The following is a 19,743-nucleotide window of genomic DNA, read 5'->3' as shown; positions in this document are numbered from 1 at the left end:
CCTGACAGGGGGGCGGGTTTATATCAATTGTTGCTGGGAATTGATAAATTTTTGCAGAACCCGCCCCTACACGCCTGACACCTGACAGGGGGGCGGGTTTATATCAATTGTTGCTGGGAATTGATAAATTTTTGCAGAACCCGCCCCTACACACCTGACGCCTGACAGGGGGGCGGGTTTATATCAATTGTTGCTGGGAATTGATAAATTTTTGCAGAACCCGCCCCTACACACCTGACGCCTGACACCTGACACCTGTTCACTGTTTACCGTAAACACTTTGTAGAATAGATTAGTGCAACGATTCTGTGGTTGTTGGTGCAGAATATCCTATGCCCGATGATTTTGAAACTTTAATTGAGCTAAAAGGAATTAGCAAGTCCTTTGGAAGTAGCGTTATTCTCGATAACGTTGATTTGAACATTCATAAAGGACAGGCGCTTGCCATTATCGGCCCTTCGGGAACGGGTAAATCTACGATTTTGCGAATTATTGCGGGGTTGCTCAAACCGGATGCCGGTCAGGTTTATATTAATGGTTATAAACGCAAAGGTTGGGTTGATGATATTCGCGATCCGATTGGGATTGGCATGGTGTTTCAAAATGCGGCTTTATTTGACTCGCTAAATGTTAGAGAAAATGTCGGATTTTCTCTGTATCAACATACGAAATTGTCTCGGAAAACCATTGAAAAGTTAGTCGATGAACGCTTGGAAATGGTGGGTTTACCGGGAATTGGCGATCGCTTTCCGGCTGAACTTTCCGGGGGAATGCGTAAACGGGTGAGTTTTGCCCGGGCAATTTTACCTAATCCTGAAAATCCCGCTCATAATCCCGAAGTGATCCTCTATGATGAACCCACCGCCGGTTTAGATCCGATTGCTTCGACGGTGATTGAAGATTTAATTCGCGACCTACAACGCAATGGCGGAGCAAATACTTATGTGATGGTTACTCACCAAGATAGCACGATTCGCCGCACGGCCGATCAAGTCATTTTTCTGTACAAAGGTAAAATTCAATGGTCGGGAGATGTTGATGAGGCTTACAGTACAGACAATCCAATTGTCCGACAGTTTTTTAGCGGCAGTGTCAACGGTCCGATTCAAATTGTAAATTAAGGATTTATTCACGTTTGTTGTAACAATTCGCACGGCTTTCTAGGCAAAAATATCTTAAAACAAGTGTTGAAAATCACTAAAAATCTTCTCCGGTTCCAAAATCTTCCATAGAATAGCTATGATGAAAGAATAGTAAAGATCTGCTCCAAGTCTTGAGACTGTTTGAAAGCCGCTATAATAAAAGGGGAACAAAATATCATGCGATCGCGAGCAATTCGAGAAGGTTCAGTCGGATTATTAACCCTATTTGGATTAAGTTTATTTGGAATGTTTGCCTTTTGGGTGCAAGGTTTGCGCCTCAATAACGAAGGCTATCAAATTCGGGTCGAGTTTCCCGACGCCACCGGAATGCAGCCCGGTACTCCCGTCCGTTATCGGGGGGTAAAAGTCGGTCAAGTCAGTAATATTAAACCCACTTCTAATTTAGTTGAAGTTCAATTAGATATTACCTCCTCGGATTTGGTGATTCCTCGGGATGTGGTTGTGCGATCAAGCCAAACGGGTTTATTGAGTGAAAATTTTGTTGATATTGTTCCCAGAACTCCGGTATCGGAGGAGATGAAAGCGTTTAATCCTCTCAGTTCAGATTGTCCGGAAACGATTATTTGCGATGAAACAATCCTCTCGGGAGAAAGTGGAATTAGCTTGGAACGATTGATGGCTTCGATGGTTGAATTTAGCGAACTTTATACCAATCCCGAACTGTTTAAAAACCTCAACCAAGCCGCAGCACGCACCGCATTAGCCGCCGATGAAGTCTCTAAACTCAGCACAAAAATGACCGAGTTAGTTGAAGTTGCCCAAACAGAATTGGGTAGTATGAGTAGTTCGGTTGATCGGGGAATTGGTGCATTTTCGACCGAATTAAGTTCGATTTCGGCGACTTTGCAAAACTCGACGAATGAAGTAACTCGCGCTACCATTGAATCGGCGAATTCCGTTCAACGCACAGCCAATGAAGTCAGTACAATTGCCAATCAAGTACAGGTTTTAATTGCCAGTAACCGTTCGAGTTTATCGACCACTCTAGAAAACATTGAACAAATTACCGGAGAACTCAGCCTCACGGTGGCGAGTCTTAATCCTTTACTGACTAAAATTGAACAGGGACAGTTGTTAAACAACTTAGAAGTTTTATCGGCTAATGCGGCCGAAGCTTCGGAAAATTTGTTAGATTTATCTAGGGCGGTTAACGATCCGGATACGATAATTTTACTCCAACAAACCCTCGACTCCGCTCGTACAACTTTACAAAATGTCGAAAAACTCACCTCCGATGTTGACGATCTCATTGGCGACCCCCAAGTTCGTCAAAGTCTGCGAGAAATTATTAACGGTTTGGGGAATATTCTCACCTATACCGATCAGTTAGAAGAACAAACAAAACTCGCCAAAACCCTCGCCCCTCTCTCGGAAATTCTCGAATATTCAGAAGCGATGGCTATTGAAGAAAGCTTATCCAAGAGCGAAGAAAAACCCCTTCTCTCTCCGTCTAGCTTCTCTGAGGAAACCCGGTGATCGATATCACTTCGTTGGGGGGGTTGAGTTCACAAAACTCAACAGAAAAGCATCACGGCTAATATCGTTAAAGAATGAGAAAATCATAAAGTCGAGTCTATCTGTTATTATGGATCAACTCAAACTCCTCCCCGGCGCGATTAATGAAATTATCGCTTCTGTGACCGATCACCACTGTCTTACCCAAGCCGATCGCTATGGACTGATGGCGGCTTTGCTCGATGAATCTCTTGATGAAGAAGAAAGACGTTGCATTGATAGACTATTACGTTCTGTAGCGCGAGGACGGGTGAAAGTCGTTGATGATTTCTCCAAAACGGAGTGAATTTTGCACAAATTTTCTTTCTATTATACTCAACTCTGTTGCCAGCAACTCTGAACCTACAGGGTTGCTTAAGGTTAAGTCAAAAATCATCAGGGCGCAACTCTATACTCAACATTTAGTTCGGGTTTTTGTGAATGAATTTGGGGGAATAGGAAAGGGCGTTCCTCAACACTGAAACCCCAATCCTTCTAGTGAAATTATACAGGATTTACTCAAAAATTTCAACTCGAAACTCAAACCATAAACGAAACAATCACACCCCCAACCAACCAAATAATACTCGCGATCGCCAGATAAAACAAAACCCGCTCAATAATTCCTTTATTCCCGCTCATATGATGGTGATGTTCCCCCTCACCTTTTTGACCTTTACCGTAGTGTAACCAGGCGATAACCCCCGTAAGCGCGAGAAAAACCAGATTCAACCAAAAAGTATAATCAATGGCAAAACGGTCACTTTGCGCTGCACTTTCACCCGTCGTTTCTGGGAGTAAATTCAACAGCGAAAACCCATAATGTAAAATCAAAGACGTTCCCACCAAAGCCGCCAAAAACACCGCAACAATATAAGATGCAAGTTTCCAACCATAATATTTAGCATTAATCCGAATCACCGGAAACACCACCAAATCGCTAAAAATAAACGCCATCACCCCCGCAAAACTCACCCCATTACTATAAAGAATAGAAGCAAGCGGAATATTTCCCATCGAACCAATAAACGTAAAAAACGCCGCCAACGGACCAACAATAGTATGTTCTAAAATAGCGAAAAAACCCGGAGAAGTATCTTGACCGGAACCTATAAATAAAGTCTGAAAAAACGTTCGGGGAACAAACGCCGAAATAATCCCCGCAATGGTAAACCCAAAAGTAACATCTTTCCAGACCATTTTCCATTCCATAAAATATTTCTTGGCAACTTGTATCCAAGCTTTTTCGGTTTGAATTTTTTCTTTCCAGTCGGGAACTTCTTTATTTTCGTCTTCCTGTCCCTCCTGTTCATTTAGCTGTCTTCGGGCTTTTTTAATTAACTTTTTCGGACGGGTCAACCGAACCACTTGCCACATTAACAAAATCAAAATTATTCCGCCCAAATATTCCCCGACCACAAACTGCCAACCCAGGAAAATCGCAATAATAAAACCCAGTTCAATCACCAAATTTGTAGAAGCCAACAAAAAAGCCAAAGACGGAACAAACCCCGCCCCTTTTTTAAATAAAGACTTGGTTGTAGCCAGCGCCGCAAAACTACAAGAACTGGAAATAAACCCAAAAAATGTACCGAGAGCAATACTCTTTTTTCCCGCTTCTCCCATCGTCCGTTTCATGCGTTCGCGAGTCACAAACACCTGAATTGCACTACTGACAATATAACCCAGAACAAAAGCCCATAAAGCCTTCCAGAAAAAACTCAAAGACGTTAACGCCGCATTACTGTAGCTACTTAAAAATCCACTACTCTCCATGAAACCAACCAAAATCTAATTAACCTTGCCGTTACATTAGGTGAATGCCTAACTTAAGACATCCTGCTATCGAGGTAAGCTGAAAGATAGAAAGTTATAAACCCGGTTTCGCAACAGTTACTAAGTTCTTCCGATTCTATACCTATAGATCGAGAACGTTAGTTGTTTGACGATCTAAATTAGTAAATAAGAGCTTAAAGTAGATCTATTTTTTTTCGGCGATTGCTGCATCCTCCATAAATTTCTAACCGACTGAGTTTTAGAAAAACAAGAATAATTATGATATTCAAAAATCGAACAGAAGCCGGTCGAAGACTCGCCAAAGACCTGAAAACCTATGCCAACCGTCCCGATGTGATTGTCCTGGCATTACCTCGGGGCGGCGTACCCGTTGCGTTTCAAGTCGCCAGAGAACTAAACGCCCCCCTAGATGTTTGGCTGGTGCGGAAACTGGGCGTACCGGGTCGCGAAGAATTGGCTTCGGGGGGCGATCGCCAGTGGGAAAACCCGCATTTTAAACGAGGAAGTGTTGCGATCGCTGAATATATCCGAAGACGCCATTAACCAAGTTGCAGCCAAAGAACAACGAGAACTAGAACGACGGGAAAAGGCTTACCGAGGCGATCGCCCACCGTTAGAATTAGGCGATCGCATAGTCATTTTAGTCGATGACGGTTTGGCAACGGGCGCTTCGATGCGTGCCGCAGCGATCGCGTTACGACAGCACAACCCGAAAAAAATGATCGGTGCGGTTCCCGTGTCAGCGCCGGAAACCTGCAACTCATTGCAAGTCGAAGTAGACGAAATGATTTGCAGCCAAACCCCCCAACCCTTTTTAGCGGTGGGGTTGTGGTACGACAAATTTGACCAAACCAGCGACGAAGAAGTGCGCGACTTGCTGGAACATTCGGTCGATCAACAAACAGCGCAGAATGTTTGAATTTTATCAATTTGTCAACAGACGGCCCGCGACTTGCTAGAATTCGGAGGATTAAGATTATGCCAACGACAACTAAACTCGCCGAAATCCTGCGTCAAGCGGCACATCCCATTTCAGGAACAACGACAGACTACGATATGTTATTGGATGCGATCGGCGAGTCCCGTTTTGTCCTGATCGGCGAAGCGTCTCACGGTACCCACGAATTTTATCAGCAGCGGGCGGAAATCACCAAACGCCTAATTGCAGAAAAAGGGTTTACCGCAGTCGCCGTAGAAGCGGACTGGCCCGACGCCTATCGAATTAACCGTTATGTTCGGGGTGTCAGCGACGATGCAACCAGTCTCGACGCCTTGGGAAATTTCCAGCGCTTCCCGACTTGGATGTGGCGGAATATTGACGTGTTGAATTTTATCGACTGGCTGCGACACTATAACGATAGTTTACCCAAAAATGCGGTAAAAACGGGGTTTTATGGGCTGGATCTCTACAGTTTGTATACCTCTATCGAAGCGGTTCTCAAGTATCTCGATAGCGTTGACCCGGAAGCCGCAGCGAGGGCGCGTTACCGTTATTCGTGTTTTGACCAGTTCGGCGAAGATAGTCAACAATACGGATATGCGACCCGTTTTGGTTTGAGTAAACCTTGTGAACAGGATGTGCTTAACCAACTGGTTGATATCCGACGTCAGGCGGCGGACTACGCCCAACGGGATGGTCGCATTCCCGAGGATGAGTTCTTTTATGCCGAACAAAATGCCCGGTTGATCAAAAATGCCGAAGAATATTATCGTTCCATGTTTCGGGGTCGAATTTCGTCTTGGAATTTGCGCGATCGCCACATGGCGGAAACTCTTAACCAACTGGTGACTCACTTTGAACAGCAGGGTCAGCCGACAAAAGTTGTGGTTTGGGAACATAACTCCCACCTCGGCGATGCCAGGGCGACGGATATGGGCGCCGCAGGGGAATTAAACGTTGGTCAACTGGTGCGTCAGGAATATAATCACGAAGCTTTTCTCATTGGTTTCAGTACCTACACCGGAACCGTGACAGCCGCTTCAAATTGGGGTGCATCAGCCGAACGCAAGCGGGTCCGTCCGGCGTTGCGCGAAAGTTATGAAGCCCTATTTCATCAGACGGAACTGCCCAACTTTTGGCTAAATTTGCGGGAAGAAAACGAAGCCGTGCGGGGGTTGCGTGCGTCTCGGTTAGAACGGGCAATTGGGGTGATTTATCGCCCCGAAAGTGAACGGATCAGCCATTATTTTCTAGCAGAATTACCCCAACAGTTTGATGCGATCGTTCATTTTGATGAAACCCGGGCGGTTGAACCGTTAGAACGTACACCCCAATGGGATCGAGGAGAAGTGCCGGAAACCTTCCCAACCGGAATTTAATTGTTCGTCGGAATATACACCCCAGAAACCGGGTTTTTTGATTTGTACGGGTCTGGAGTTTTTGAAGCTTTTCGATCAAACCCCCTTACCCCTTGCCTATTCCCTACCAAAAGGAGGATGCAGTTTTGGCTTGCTAGTAGTAAAATAAGCCGAGCAGTCCTTTGCAAAAATTCATGTCCGACCCGAACTCCGATCGCCAACCTCCGAAAAGTCAACTCTCCCCAGAAAAGTACGCCCGTCTGCAAGCCGAACTGAAAGCCCCCTACCGAGGGCTGCGGCAATTTATTTATGTGGCATTTGGGGCTTCTGGCTTTATTGGTGCGTTAGTGTTTTTGGCGCAACTGTTGGCGGGGCGAGAAGTGGCTGAGGCTTTACCGAACTTTGGGCTTCAGGTGGGTGTTGTGGCTTTGATGGTTTGGCTGTTTCGCCTGGAAAAACGGGCCGCCCGTCGTTCCTCTCGGTCCAAGTAACATAAGTTCACAATTCTAGACAAAGGTATATAAGCCGTAAAGAAAAGAAAATAAAGAAAATATTATGAAATAAAAGATTATCGGCGATCCCTGCAAGAATATAGAAACTAAATCAATTGAGGTCAGCCAATATAAAGACCTTAAGCATAAATCCCTTTTTATCGTTCAAATGGGGTCAGCATTCATAAAGACCCTAACTATAACAACCAAAACAAAGCACCAGCTTTCCCGATGGGGAAGGGTGGTGCAATTTACAGTTATCAGTGACCAGTGAACAGTGACCAGTGAACAGTTAACAGTGATCAGTTTTTCAGTGAACAGTGACCCTTGTTGTACGGGCGCGCCTCAGTCTAAATCTATGATTCCCACAGACAACCTCTATAAACCCGCCCTTTTTCAGTGACCGCCTCATATAATATCGGGTTGATTAATATCGTTATGGGATGGGGCGGGTTTATCTCAATCTGTGAGTAGTAGTAAAGTTCGCGGTCGAACCCGCCCCTACGTTTGGGATATTGATTAGTCGGATATCATATCACCAGTGTTTACGCTGAAAAACTCGGTTTCTGTGATCAACCGGGTTTTTTGGGGTTTTTGGGGTATAAATCTGTAATTAGGGATTGCTAACGAGGTAGGGAGAATCGATGGCCTGGGCTTTTCCTTTGTTAACAAGGGCTTGGTAAACAAAAGCGGCAATATCGGCACGGGTGGCGACTTGATTGGGATTTAACTGATTTTGTTGAGGATAGTTAACAATTAATTGGTTTTCAGTGGCGCCGGCAACCGCTTGTAAAGCCCAGTTGGGAATTTGATTGAGGTCTTGATAAACGGATAAAACGTTAGTATTGTCTGAAGTATAACCCAAACCCTTGGCAAGTCCGACAATACCCTGAACCCGAGTTAGGGGTTCATTCGGTTTAAACTGACCATCGGGATAGCCAGTGAGAAAACCCGCCCGGTAAGCGGTTTGAATGGCATTGTATCCCCAAAAATTGGCAGAAACATCGCTAAAATTACCGGCCGGTTGTTGGGGAGTGGGTGAAAAAGCTTTTTGTACAATCGCCGCAAATTGTACGCGAGTAATGGGTTCATCGGGACGGAACGAACCATCATCAAAACCCGACATAATCCCTTGAGAGACCAAAGCCTCAATATAAGGTTGCGCCCAATGCCCCCGCAAATCCGATAAAGTACCGACATTGAGATTAACATCGGGTGCATTGACAGATGCCGCCACAAACTCCACCGGCCCGGAAATGCGACTTTCATCAATTTCATTGCCGACGGCCAACAGCGTATTTCCGCGAGTGGCGTTGTAAACATCGTAGCGGCTATTATTGCGAATAATGTTATTTCCGGGATTGTCAGCGGTGCCTAAATTGGGTTGAGATTGAGCGATCGCCACCACTCCATCTCGGCTATTATTTTCAATCAGATTATTGCGAAGAATCGGTTGAGCCGAATGAGAAACGACAATCCCATCTCGATTTTCGATAATTTGATTTTCCACAATTTGGGGTGCGGCTTGGTCGTTAACCGAAATGGCAAATCCGGTATTTTGAAATAGATTGCTGCGGATTTCTCCTTGACCGGAACGGGCGACGGAAATACCATTCCCTTCATTTTGAATAAAGATATTATTCTCAACTTTAGGATTGCCTTCTGCACTAATAAAAATACCATCCCGTTTGCTGTTGGCAAAAGTGGAGTCGGTGATGGTCGGTGTGGAGGATTCGACCCATAAGGCGGTGCCGCGCGTGTTGGGGTTGGTGACGGTTACGCCGCTAATTTGGCTGTTTCCTTGGGTTCTCAGGGTGACGTTTTGACGGGCAAATGTGGGGCTGACAAAGTTTCCGCCCCCGATAATTACAACATTTTGACCGTTGTTAGAAGCCTCTCCGCGCAATACAACCCCGTCGGGAACGGAAATGGGGAAAATTTCCCCGGTTTGTTGGCTGTAGGTTCCGGGTGCGAGTTGGACGGTAACGCCAGGTTGGGCTTTTTGTAAGGCGTAGGTGAGGGTACGGAAGGGATTGGCATTATTTCCCGAGGTGTCGCTATCGACGCCGTTGACGGGATCGACGTAAATGACTTGTTGGGCTTGAACCAGTTGTTGGGGTTGGGGAAATCTGGTTAGAGAAAGCCCGGAAGGTTGAGCGTTTGTCCGGGTGGAGGTTCCCACTAGGGCGGTGAGTCCCAGGACAAAGGTTAAACTCAGTTGACCAATTCTCAGAGGGGAGAAGACGGCTTTTGAAGGTTTCTGGGTAAAAGTTTGATGAATAAAACAAGTTTGTAAGGGAGAACGGGGTTTAGTCATATGATTTTTGGGGGTGTCGTTGATGGATTCCAATGGGGATCGGCCAGACTTCGCCGACTCGGGATCAAATCATCTTGCGGATGTTTCTATTGTGCCAACTCTCAGAATTTTAACGAATTCAGGACTCAAGCTTGAAGGGTAAAAATTATTACCTGGGATTTCTGCCGACACCAGTCGAAAAATACTTGATCCGTTGCCTATTGAGCGCGAACCGTTGATGGCGACTCAAGGACGCATTTACCCGACGAGCAAGAGCCGAGCGATCCAGTTTCTCAAGAAATGTCAGTTTTGTGGGATGAGTTGGGAACCTTTGATGCACAACCACCGTCACCGTTAGTGGTATGGTGACACGTAGCGATCGATTCGGTGTTTCTCTAGTTCCTTTGCCCCCCTCCCGATTGGCGTGACTCAATTTATAATCTGAGAGTTCCGATCTCAAATTTAGGGAGGTTTGCGGGTTGGGGAGTACACACTTCTCCTCTCGAATCTTCTCTCGAAGACAGCCGGCGGGGGTAGGGGTGTTCCAGTTGAGGAGGTGATTGCGGCTGAATTTTTACAGGGGTGTTGGTGGATCTTGAATTCTATTGTTTTGCTATTGTCTACAACAATCTATTGCATTTTATCAACCACTTCTGATATTCTGGTACAGAATTTTTACGAATTGACTTGTTGATAAGTGTCCCTCACTCTCGTGAGGGAAATTAAGTGTCCCATAATGAAAACTTAAAGTCAACTTGCTAAAACATCCCAGGTATCACTAAAATTCTATAGCGTTTTGATACACTGGGTGATCTGTAATTTTTCCAAGTAAGCCAGACCGGATTTGGCTTCAACTTGCCGTAAGATTGAGTAAGTTTTTATCTCAATTAAGAGAATGAGTCTACCAGAATAGCGACTCCTATTGTAGAATCCCATTGTTGAAATTCAAGTGTACAACTCTCGTCTGGAGGAAATATGTCAGAGCTAATTCCCTCAACTCCGGGTTTAGAAGCCGCAGGCCCGGCCGGAACCATTATCAGCCCCGAAGATCCGGCGGTCGATAATAGACTTCGGCCGACTGGAGCTAATGTAGTTGAAATCTTGGGAGGTACGGGTGCTGATACCATTGTTCCCGGTTCTGCCAATGCTAATGTTACGATCGCGGGTGGCGCCGGTGATGATTCCATAATCGGTGCTGCCGGAAGCAACGAGCTAGCCGGTGGCGAGGGCGATGATATCATCAAAGGTCTAGCCGGAGATGATTTCTTGTATGGCGGCAAAGGAAATGATGAACTGTACGGTGGAGCCGATAACGACCGAATTCAAGGGGATGATGGCGATGATGCCGTAGATGGAGGTGATGCTTCGGACACCCTGTTTGGGGTTGATGGCGCTGACACTCTCGTGGGGGGCGATGGTGAGGATCTCCTGTTCGGAAACCAAGGCAATGACCTCCTAGAAGGTGGAGAAGAAAGTGACACCCTCTATGGGGGTCAAGGTAATGACACCCTGCGAGGTGGAACTGGTGGGGACTTCCTCGCTGGAGACAAGGGTAATGACCGCTTGAATGGAGGCGAAGGAAGTGATACTTACGCCTTTTTCCAGACAGGTAGCAGTGATGCAGACACCATTGTTGCCTTTGAGAGTGGAGAAACCATTGTTTTAGGTGGAGATGCCTTCTCTGGCTTGGGTGGAGGTGTTGAAGACAGTGAGTTTACTTTGGTCGGGACTGAAGCGGAAAGATCGGGTGTGAATACGCCTTTGGTCTATGTCCGTGAAACAGGTCAACTGTTCTTCAATGGACAGCTTGTGGTTGAAATCTTGAACAACCCCGAACTCTCTTCTGGAGATTTCGAGGTATTCTAAGGAGTAATCTCTTTTGGGTGGGGCAATACTAGAATACTGAGTTCAGTTTGCCTTGCCCGGATTGAGAAAAACTTGAGACTGATCGGCCAGAACAATTTGAGGTTTTAAAACCGTTTGGGAATCGAGTAAAACCGTTTGACCCAATCCCAAAAATAAACCCTCGGGATGATAAACTCTAAAAATCGAGTTGGTTGTATTCTCAGCCTGACAAACAACAGCTTGTCCCTGACACCAGCGTTTGGCATCTTCAACCGAAGAAAGAGTAATGGCTTCTAAGTGTTTCAAAGCAGTAGACGGGGGAATGAGTTGAAACGTGCCTTGTTTGATCTGGCTTTCTAAGACTTCTATAGTCAAACTTTCGGTCAAATCAAATCCGCTGCTGTGAGTGCGAACCAGATGAGCCAACGTTCCGCCGGTGTGCAGCATTTCCCCTAAATCTCTAGCAATTGAGCGAATATAAGTTCCCGCCCCACAAGTAATCGCCAATTGTAATTCGGGAAATTCGCCACAATTCCAGCCCAAAACGTCTAACTGAAAAACTTCAACGGTTCGTTTGGGAACCTCTACCGCTTTTCCTTGACGAGCCAAATCATATAACCGTTTTCCGTCCACTTGAATCGCACTATAGCGGGGGGGAATTTGTTCAATTTTCCCTAAAAATTTGGGTAAAATCGTCCGAATTTGTTCTAAATTTAATTCGGCAACATTTTGAGTGGTGAGAGTTTCGCCTTCCAAATCATCAGTTGTGGTGGTCATCCCGAAACGAATCGTCGCCCGATAAGCTTTTTGAGCGGGTAAAAATTGTAGCAAACGGGTTGCTTTTCCCACAGCCAAAGGTAAAACGCCAACCGCGGCCGGATCGAGTGTTCCGGCGTGTCCAACACGTTTTAACTTCAGCAGACGACGCACCCGAGCCACACAATCGTGGGATGTCCAACCCGCAGGTTTATTGAGATTTAGAAAGCCCTGCATTTTAGAATAGAGAAACGCTCAAACACTAACTGATTTTAACAACTTATTCACCGAGCGTGCGAAAATCACCCGATGAAAGATCATTTTCACTGAGGCCAACCACAAACCCAATAAACAATTCATTGGTATTACTATCGGTATCAATCCGAATCAAAGCGCCACTTATGTCATCGATAGTTGCATCTTCAATTTCCAAATCTGAGAAACGCAGATCATCGGTGAGGAGAATTTCATCATCATCTTCGGGGGAAAAGTCAAGAATAAAATCGGTTTGGCGGGCGATCGAAGTGGGTCCCCGACCGATCACAAAAGAATCTTCCCCCTCACCGCCAAACAAAGTATCGCTGTCGAGATCGCCGGAAAGATAATCATCTCCATCAAAACCAATCAGACTATCATCCTCTACCCCTCCGTAGAGACAATCATCATCTATACCCCCAATGATCGTATCATTACCGAAATTACCAAAAAGCAATTCTTGATCGTCGGTTTCTTCCTCATCATCGGGATCAGCGCCATAAATTAAATCCCCGGTTTGACCTCCGTAGATGGTATCATCGCCTTCACCGCCAATTAGGGTGTCCTCGCCTTGATTTCCAAAAATTAGATCGTTACCCTCATCTCCCCGCAGAGAATCGTCCGTATCAATGGTATCATCGGGGCCACGTCCATAAATAGTATCCCGTCCCCCCGTTCCATAAATACTATCGGGGCCAATATTACCAACCAGTAAGTCGGCGCCTGTGGTTCCTCGCAGAGTATCGCCATCGGGATCATCAATGCGTCTGGCATCTTCAAAGGAAATTTCGGGGGCCGGGTGAGGGTTCTTCGCCGGGTGTGGGTGTGGGTGTGGGTGTGGGTTCGGGGATGAGAAAACGGGGAATATTACTATCGCCTGGGACTACACCTACTGATGTCATAATCGCTCCAGAGAGGGAATAAGGGAAGAATTGCACGAACCAATCAACAGAAGATCGCAGTTGATGTTTGATCAACTCACGAATCGGCCTTAGCTGTCAGTATAGACGGTTGCGAAAAGACTTGGGGTTCAACCGAAACACAAAGCCGCTTGTCTTCCGGGTCTACTTTAGGATTATATTGAAGATAATCGCCGATTTGATCGCAAGCTTGCTCTAACAACTGGTCAATGTCGGAATTTTCAAAAAACTCCTGAAAATCCATATTCCAAACACTAACCCGGTTGGCCGCATCGATGGAAACCAGTTGACCTGACGGACTAAAACCGACCCATTCCACCCGGTTTGCGCCTTCTTGCAGGGTCAACAACAGCCTAGCGCTTCGATCCCAAATTTTCACCGTCCCGTCTTCGCTGGCGGAGGCGAGAATTTCACCATCGGGACTGAAACTGATTTGATAAACGGCTTTTTTATGCGCTCCAATCGGAGTTATAATCGAGATCTCCTGCCAGTCTCCATTTTGCGATCGCCAGAGTTTAATCGAACCCTCATCGGTGGCGGCGGCGATCAGATGATTATCCATCGGACTAAAACTGACAGAAGAAAACTTACGATTACCCGATAATTGAGCAATGAGCGTCCCATCTTGGCTATTCCAGAGTCGAACGGTTTGATCCCGACTGGCCGAGGCGATCATTTGACCGTTCGGACTAAAATCAACGCTCGTCACCGCATCATCGTGTCTGAGGGTATAAAGCAGCTTACCATCCGATCGCCACACCTTAACGGTTTTATCGAGACTCGCCGAAGCAATTAACTGACCGCTCTGGGATTTTTGCGGACTAAAACTGACATCGCTAACCCCCTGTTGGTGTCCGAGCAACGTCCGCAGAGGTCTACCATCAGTTTGCCAAAGTCGAACGGTTTTGTCGAGACTGGCCGAGGCGATCAGACCGTCGGGACTAAAACTAATACCCGTCACCTGGTTTTGATGACCGCGAACCGTTAACTGTCGGGTTCCCTGAGTGGGATTCCAGATTCTAAACGTGTTATTATCGCTCGGTGTGGCGATCGCTTTCCCATCGTGACTAAAACTCGCCCCCCAACCAAACACCTTGTATTCGGGTTGAAAGACTTTTGGGGGAATATTCGAGCGACTCCACAACCTCACCGTCCAGTCGCTACTCCCAGAAACGAGGGTTTGACTGTCTGGGGTAAAGGTGACTTGGTTAACCGCACCGCCATGACCGATGAGGGTGGAAATTAAGGTCCCATCGCCGGCCCAAAGTTTAATTTCACCGTTGCTACTCCCGGACGCCATATATTGACCATCGGGACTAAAACTAATACTATTCACCGGCGCTTGATGGTCTTTTAAGGTTTTAAAAATCTCGTAAGTCGAACCGTTGCGTTTCCACAATTTTATCGTATAGTCATCACTTCCACTGGCGATCAGTTCTCCATCGGGGCTAAAATTTACCGTCCAAACTTCATCATTGTGACCGTTTAAGGTTTGAATTAATTTTCCGTCCAAGTTCCAAATTTTAACGGTGTTATCTTGACTCGCAGAAGCGATCAATTGACCGTCGGGACTAAAACTAACACTTAAAACGGTGTCTTGGTGTCCTAAAAATGTTTGTAATAATTCTCCGGTGTTTCGGTTCCAAAGTTTAACGGTTTTATCTTGACTCGCCGATGCGATCAACTGACCGTTCGGACTAAAACTCACCCATTTCACCTCATCTTGATGTCCGCGTAAAGTCATCATTAAACGTCCCTCAAGACTCCAGATTTTAACGGTTTTATCTTTGCTCGCGGAAGCTAAAATTTGACGATCTGGGGATAAATCTGGACTAAAATTAATGCACCAAACTGTATCTTGATGACCCTTTAAATTTTTTAAAAGTTTACCGTTTTTATTCCACAATTTTATCGTTTGATCGGAACTCGCAGAAGCAATTAAACGCTGAGGACTAACGCTGACACTTAAAACGCTATCTTGATGATTTTCTAGGCGATTTTGTTCGGCGGTAAAATAGACCGCCCTCCACAAATGACGCCGGGTTTCTTGTTCGGTTTCCGACCAGTTTTTTCGATCAATCTGTTGTAATTGTTGACCCGCTCTGACGATTTTAACCGAAGCATCGAGTTGATTTTCTTCGACCAAACGCAACAGTTGATAGGTGGCGTTTAATTTGGCTAAAGTGGTTTCTCTTTTTTGTTCTTCGACTTGAGATTTTTGTTCTTCGGCTTCCCACCATTTCCACATTACCGTTCCCGAGAGAACCGCCATCACCACGCTGACGATAACCGAACCAACGGTAAACCATTTTTGCAGTTGTTTCCGTTTTTCTCGTTCTTTTGTCAGGTCGGAAATGAATTTTGCTCCTTCTCGCTGGCGAATAATAGTAACTAAATAATCGTGAACCAGTTGATAGTGATGTTCGGGAATTTTATTGAGTAAAACGACCAATCCAGAGCGAACAAATATTTCTAAAACTAAGTTGAGTCTTTCCAGTTCTGCCAGGGGATATTGAGCTAAAACTTTTAATTCTCGTTCCAGGTCTGTTCGGGTTTTCAGGGGTCGTTTTTCGTTTTCTTCGGTGAGCAAATATAAGACCAATTCGGCGGCCCGTTTGTTTTCCCGTCCGCAGTCTTTAACGACATCTTCGAGATGGTGATTAACGAGTTTTGCTTTGGGGTTTTTACCGAGTTGTAGGTATTGTTTGAGGGTGGTAATTTGTTCGGCTTGGAGTTGCGCTCCCACGACTTGTAATTCAATCGGTCGTACTTCTCCAAATTCCTCAGATAAATCGTGAACGATGCGATCAATTAACGGTTCTTCTAATTGAAAGGGAGTGGTTTCTGTTATTTTTTGAATTAAAGCTTTAGCCTGTTCGGGTTGCCAATTTCCGAGGTGATAAAGCACCCGGCGATCTAAAATATTATTCCCCACAATGTCTAAGCTGACCAGGCGCTCGTTGCATTCTAAGAGAAAGTGTAAGTAGTCTTCTCGCAAAGAGAGAATGATTTTTACATAGGGAATATCCAAACAGGATTTTAAAAAGTGATAAAAAGTCTGACGTTGGTGGGGTTTTTGTAAGGTAAAAAATAATTCTTCAAATTGGTCGAAAATTAACAGGGTCATTAAATCCCGATCTGAATTGGCTTTTAACTGATTCAGAATCTTTTCTAAACTGTTTAATTCGGGTAAGGTTTTAAAGGATTGAGTTTCTTTTAAAGCTTGGGTTAAATTTTTTCCTAACTCTTGAATCCAATCGGTATAAACTCGCTGTAAAATCGGTACAACCCGACGAGAATCAATCGAAGTTTGTATAACTGTTGGAATTAATCCCGCTTGCAGAAGTGAACTTTTTCCGACGCCGGACTGTCCGTGAATAATGGTGAGTTTATGATCGGTTCGTTGGATGCGTTTTACCAAACAATCAATATCATTTTGTCGGGGAGAAGCGTAAATTTCAGGCGCAACCATTCCCGGTGATTTGTGTAGGGGTCGGGTTAAATTTGTGACTTGTTGTTTGGGGCGCAAATGACCCGCTCCCACAAACGCTCTAAAACCATATTGACCCTCAATCGCGAGTTGTTCTTGTTTGATATTAAAGGCGATTAAATAGTCTTTTTGTTGAAAATAGCACTGACGGAGTTGAGATAAAATTTTAATATAAAGTTCGGGATCGTAATAGGGTTGAGTAATGGCTTTGGCCTCTTCTAAAGTGGTAATTGCGGCTTGAAGTTGACCGGAAAGTTGCTGTGCTTTTCCCAAAGAAAACAAATACCATCCTTGGTGAAAAGAGCGTTCCCAATCTAAAAAAGATTCGGGATCTACGGTACAATCATTCACCTGGTTTTTGGCTTCATCGAGCAAATCTAAGGCTTTTTTTGCAAAGCGTTTCGCCCGTTGGATTGTCTCGGAATTTTGCCAACAAAAGATAACATTATTGCCTTGAAATTTGGCGAGTTCAACTTCGGCTAAAAAACCATAACAGCGAGCCGATCTAAACAAATTTGGATATTTTTTATGCAGCCAGAGCGCATTGATTTTAGGTTGTTTTGCCACCAATTTTTCTAAAGAGTCCCACTCGCCGAGACGGTGTAAAACCTCCGCCAAAAAGTTAATAAATCTCGCCACCAAATCGAGTCTTTTTTCAACTTTAAACGCATTAACACAGCGGGTAAAATATTCTTTCGCTCTCAGACAAGCAGACTCGTATTGAGCGGGTTGTCGAATGGCATAATTCAGCCACCAAGAACCCAAATAAAAGAATAAATGACCTTGTTTTTCTAGGTTCCCTATTTGTTGCCATAAAGCCAAACTTTGTTCATAATGTTGTCGAGATTCTTCTGTCGTATTATCAGCAACTCGACCCAAAACAAACTCTAAACCGGCTTCTAACTCCGTCTCTAACTTAATCCCCCGCTGTTTCAAAAGCTTGCGGGCTGATTGCAGTTCAATTCGACGAGATGAACCTGTTTCTAACTGAAAAGCGGTATTTTCTAAAAATAGATTTTCGGGGGAAGCTAAAACCGCTTGAAAAACATCGTCAACGGTTGATTTCAGAAATAAAATTAACTCATCGGTTTCAATCAAAAATTCAATACTGGTGGCTCGATTGTGCAAATCGGGCGCCAGCCGAATCATTTTGTGTATAACTTCATCCGTCACCCATAAAATCACGGGAAACGAAAAGTTATTAAACTCCTCAATATTGCGTTTAGCCGCGAGCAAAAACTGATCCAAATCAACAACAGATTCCAACCCAAAAACCATCACCGCATCGGGTTTTTCTCCCTGAATTTGCTCGATTAAAGTGGTTAACAGCGTGGGAGTTTTCGCGTCTAAAACGATTTCTCGCCAGCGCAGCGAACAGCGATTCCGAACTTCTTCGATGATGCGATCGGCGACAATTTTATAGCTACAACAGGCTAAAATCAGAGAAAACTCACCCTGAGATAAACGCATCGCACGGATGAGTTGGTGAATTGAATTTTGATTGTGAACGGTGACAGATTCCGGTTGATAAACATCAGACATCATTAAGTTCCTTCGCCTCAGCTAAAATTGGATTAATATCAAACCAATTTCCCTGACGCTCGTCGCAATATTCAAAGACAAACAAACTTCTTAATAAGATTTGATATTCATCCTCTCCCCGAACCGCTTTATGTTTAGCCACTTGTCTAATCAGTTCCCATTCACTGGGAGTAATGGCTTTGCTTAATTCGTTGCGACGTTCGCTAATTACCCGCTCAATTAAATTGTGAGAAAAGGGCGGATCATCTTTTTGAATACAATTTGATAACAAAATTAACAAGTTTCGCACGTGACCCCCGCTCACCTGACACAACCGATCTAACGTCTGAGATTCCTCAAAAACTTCGGGAATTAAACTCACGCGCTTTTGGGGTTCAACCTCAGGAAATGCTCGCGCTAAAACCATTTGTCGCAATAAGTCTATCCCTTTCTCGCAAACCTTACCATTTCTTTCGGTGACTCGCACCATCGGTAATAATTTCGCCGGAGAACCAAAGCGATTACTCAAGGTTTCTTTGTCGTTAGAAAAGGTTAAAATTAAAGGAATGGTATAAATTACGTGACACTTGAGTTTATTTAATTGTTCCCCCCGATCTACAAATAAATATTCGGGTTGAGTTCGGGTAGAAAGTTTAGAAGTATTATCGATCCGGTCTAAGTTATCAATAATAACGACTAATCCGGCTTTTCCTTTTTGTTTTAGCTGTTTTTGAGCGGGTTCGATCAATTCTTTATTAATTGCTTCGATAATTTTGCTAACTCTCGGCTCTAAATGTTGCCTTAATAACGCTCTAACATCCCGACTATTTTTAGCTTTGGCGGTGATTTCTCCGATCCCAAATGACAGGGCAAACTGATCTTCTTGGGAACTAAAACCCACATCTCCGACCATCGGAATATTACCTTTGATTCCGGTAATATCCGCATTTAAAAGATTGGCCGCACTTTTGAGCAATTCTTGAAAACGAGTCGGTTTTAACCGAATTCCAGATGCTTCTAAACTCTGGCTAACTTGATGAGCGATCGCCAGTAAAATATCGCTGATATCAACATCAGCCATGTCTAAATCTTGGGAAGACTCAAAATAAACAACATGAAAATTTTCTTGTTCTAATTCAGATTGCAAGCAGGATAATTCGGTTGATTTCCCACAGCCAATATGTCCGGTAAATAACTGACAAGTGGGTTCTTCCGCCGATAAGGTAATGGATCGCCGCAATTCTTTAATGACTTCGCTACCCCGCACGCTGGCAAAATCGATATAATATTGACGATCTTCTTGCTTTGACATATCCAACCGATAGGCGGGACTGCAAGCCCGAAAAAACTTACTGAGATTGAGCATGATCGGTTCCCCAAGCAATTAAACATTATTTTCCATTCTGCCTTCTGTGGG

At 44.7% G+C, this 19,743-nt stretch carries 16 protein-coding genes and 1 pseudogene; 9 read left to right on the top strand and 8 right to left on the bottom strand.

Annotated elements, in window-relative coordinates; genetic code table 11:
• Positions 1-332 precede the first annotated feature (332 nt).
• The 3 genes from ACL6C3_RS22515 to ACL6C3_RS22505 all read left to right on the top strand — a co-directional run bounded on the left by ACL6C3_RS22515 (position 333) and on the right by ACL6C3_RS22505 (position 2,964).
• Positions 333-1,121 (top strand): ABC transporter ATP-binding protein, encoded by a 789-nt coding sequence (locus ACL6C3_RS22515; protein ID WP_413168393.1) that lies wholly within the window; start codon positions 333-335, stop codon positions 1,119-1,121.
• A gap of 198 nt (positions 1,122-1,319) precedes the next feature.
• On the top strand, positions 1,320-2,639 hold the full coding sequence (locus ACL6C3_RS22510) for an MlaD family protein (RefSeq protein WP_413161310.1): 1,320 nt from the start codon (positions 1,320-1,322) through the stop codon (positions 2,637-2,639).
• Between the two features lie 109 nt (positions 2,640-2,748).
• On the top strand, positions 2,749-2,964 hold the full coding sequence (locus ACL6C3_RS22505) for a hypothetical protein (protein WP_413161309.1): 216 nt from the start codon (positions 2,749-2,751) through the stop codon (positions 2,962-2,964).
• A gap of 233 nt (positions 2,965-3,197) precedes the next feature.
• On the opposite strand, the gene ACL6C3_RS22500 is transcribed toward ACL6C3_RS22505, so the two are convergent.
• Positions 3,198-4,433 carry a permease gene (locus tag ACL6C3_RS22500; protein WP_413161307.1) on the bottom strand — a complete coding sequence of 412 codons (1,236 nt, stop codon included), beginning with the start codon at positions 4,431-4,433 and terminating at the stop codon, positions 3,198-3,200.
• 279 nt (positions 4,434-4,712) lie between these two features.
• Between ACL6C3_RS22500 and ACL6C3_RS22495 the strand changes: the two genes are divergently transcribed.
• The 4 genes from ACL6C3_RS22495 (at position 4,713) to ACL6C3_RS22480 (ending at position 7,243) form a co-directional block, all read left to right on the top strand.
• The gene (locus tag ACL6C3_RS22495; RefSeq protein ID WP_413161306.1) at positions 4,713-4,997 is read left to right on the top strand and encodes a phosphoribosyltransferase family protein; all 285 of its coding nucleotides are present in this window, start codon (positions 4,713-4,715) and stop codon (positions 4,995-4,997) included.
• Positions 4,963-5,373, top strand: coding sequence for a phosphoribosyltransferase (locus ACL6C3_RS22490; RefSeq protein WP_413161304.1), 411 nt, complete (start codon positions 4,963-4,965; stop codon positions 5,371-5,373). The genes ACL6C3_RS22495 and ACL6C3_RS22490 overlap by 35 nt, the downstream gene beginning before the upstream one ends.
• Positions 5,374-5,432: 59 nt before the next feature.
• Positions 5,433-6,773: an erythromycin esterase family protein gene (locus tag ACL6C3_RS22485; RefSeq protein WP_413161303.1), complete on the top strand. Its 1,341-nt coding sequence runs from the start codon at positions 5,433-5,435 to the stop codon at positions 6,771-6,773.
• Between the two features lie 173 nt (positions 6,774-6,946).
• A complete protein-coding gene (locus tag ACL6C3_RS22480) occupies positions 6,947-7,243 on the top strand; it encodes a DUF3493 domain-containing protein (protein WP_413161302.1) in 297 nt (98 codons plus the stop codon).
• 613 nt (positions 7,244-7,856) lie between these two features.
• Here ACL6C3_RS22480 and ACL6C3_RS22475 read toward each other — a convergent pair.
• A complete protein-coding gene (locus tag ACL6C3_RS22475) occupies positions 7,857-9,560 on the bottom strand; it encodes a DUF1565 domain-containing protein (protein WP_413161300.1) in 1,704 nt (567 codons plus the stop codon).
• Between the two features lie 193 nt (positions 9,561-9,753).
• Here ACL6C3_RS22475 and ACL6C3_RS22470 point away from each other — a divergent pair, with 193 nt between their 5' ends.
• Complete coding sequence (locus tag ACL6C3_RS22470) at positions 9,754-9,897, top strand: hypothetical protein (RefSeq protein WP_413161298.1); 144 nt, start codon at positions 9,754-9,756, stop codon at positions 9,895-9,897.
• A gap of 617 nt (positions 9,898-10,514) precedes the next feature.
• The gene (locus ACL6C3_RS22465; protein WP_413161297.1) at positions 10,515-11,405 is read left to right on the top strand and encodes a calcium-binding protein; all 891 of its coding nucleotides are present in this window, start codon (positions 10,515-10,517) and stop codon (positions 11,403-11,405) included.
• A gap of 42 nt (positions 11,406-11,447) precedes the next feature.
• Here ACL6C3_RS22465 and truB read toward each other — a convergent pair whose 3' ends face one another.
• The 6 genes and pseudogenes from truB to ACL6C3_RS22435 all read right to left on the bottom strand — a co-directional run bounded on the left by truB (position 11,448) and on the right by ACL6C3_RS22435 (position 19,695).
• On the bottom strand, positions 11,448-12,377 hold the full coding sequence (gene truB, locus ACL6C3_RS22460; RefSeq protein ID WP_413161296.1) for a tRNA pseudouridine(55) synthase TruB: 930 nt from the start codon (positions 12,375-12,377) through the stop codon (positions 11,448-11,450).
• A gap of 43 nt (positions 12,378-12,420) precedes the next feature.
• Entirely contained in the window at positions 12,421-12,852 is a 432-nt protein-coding gene (locus tag ACL6C3_RS22455) for a hypothetical protein (RefSeq protein ID WP_413161294.1), read from the bottom strand.
• A gap of 78 nt (positions 12,853-12,930) precedes the next feature.
• A pseudogene (locus ACL6C3_RS22450) lies at positions 12,931-13,107 on the bottom strand (calcium-binding protein); the annotation flags it as partial.
• Between the two features lie 64 nt (positions 13,108-13,171).
• Positions 13,172-13,297: a hypothetical protein gene (locus ACL6C3_RS22445; RefSeq protein ID WP_413161292.1), complete on the bottom strand. Its 126-nt coding sequence runs from the start codon at positions 13,295-13,297 to the stop codon at positions 13,172-13,174.
• Positions 13,298-13,373: 76 nt separating this feature from the next.
• Positions 13,374-18,350, bottom strand: a complete 4,977-nt coding sequence (locus tag ACL6C3_RS22440; RefSeq protein ID WP_413161290.1) for an eIF2A-related protein — start codon at positions 18,348-18,350, stop codon at positions 13,374-13,376.
• Positions 18,340-19,695 carry a P-loop NTPase fold protein gene (locus tag ACL6C3_RS22435; RefSeq protein ID WP_413168392.1) on the bottom strand — a complete coding sequence of 452 codons (1,356 nt, stop codon included), beginning with the start codon at positions 19,693-19,695 and terminating at the stop codon, positions 18,340-18,342. The genes ACL6C3_RS22440 and ACL6C3_RS22435 overlap by 11 nt, the downstream gene beginning before the upstream one ends.
• Positions 19,696-19,743 lie beyond the last annotated feature (48 nt).

It is taken from the genome of Capilliphycus salinus ALCB114379, assembly GCF_047276495.1.
GTDB lineage: Bacteria > Cyanobacteriota > Cyanobacteriia > Cyanobacteriales > Microcoleaceae > Capilliphycus > Capilliphycus salinus.
This window is presented reverse-complemented; position numbering and strand designations above follow the sequence as displayed.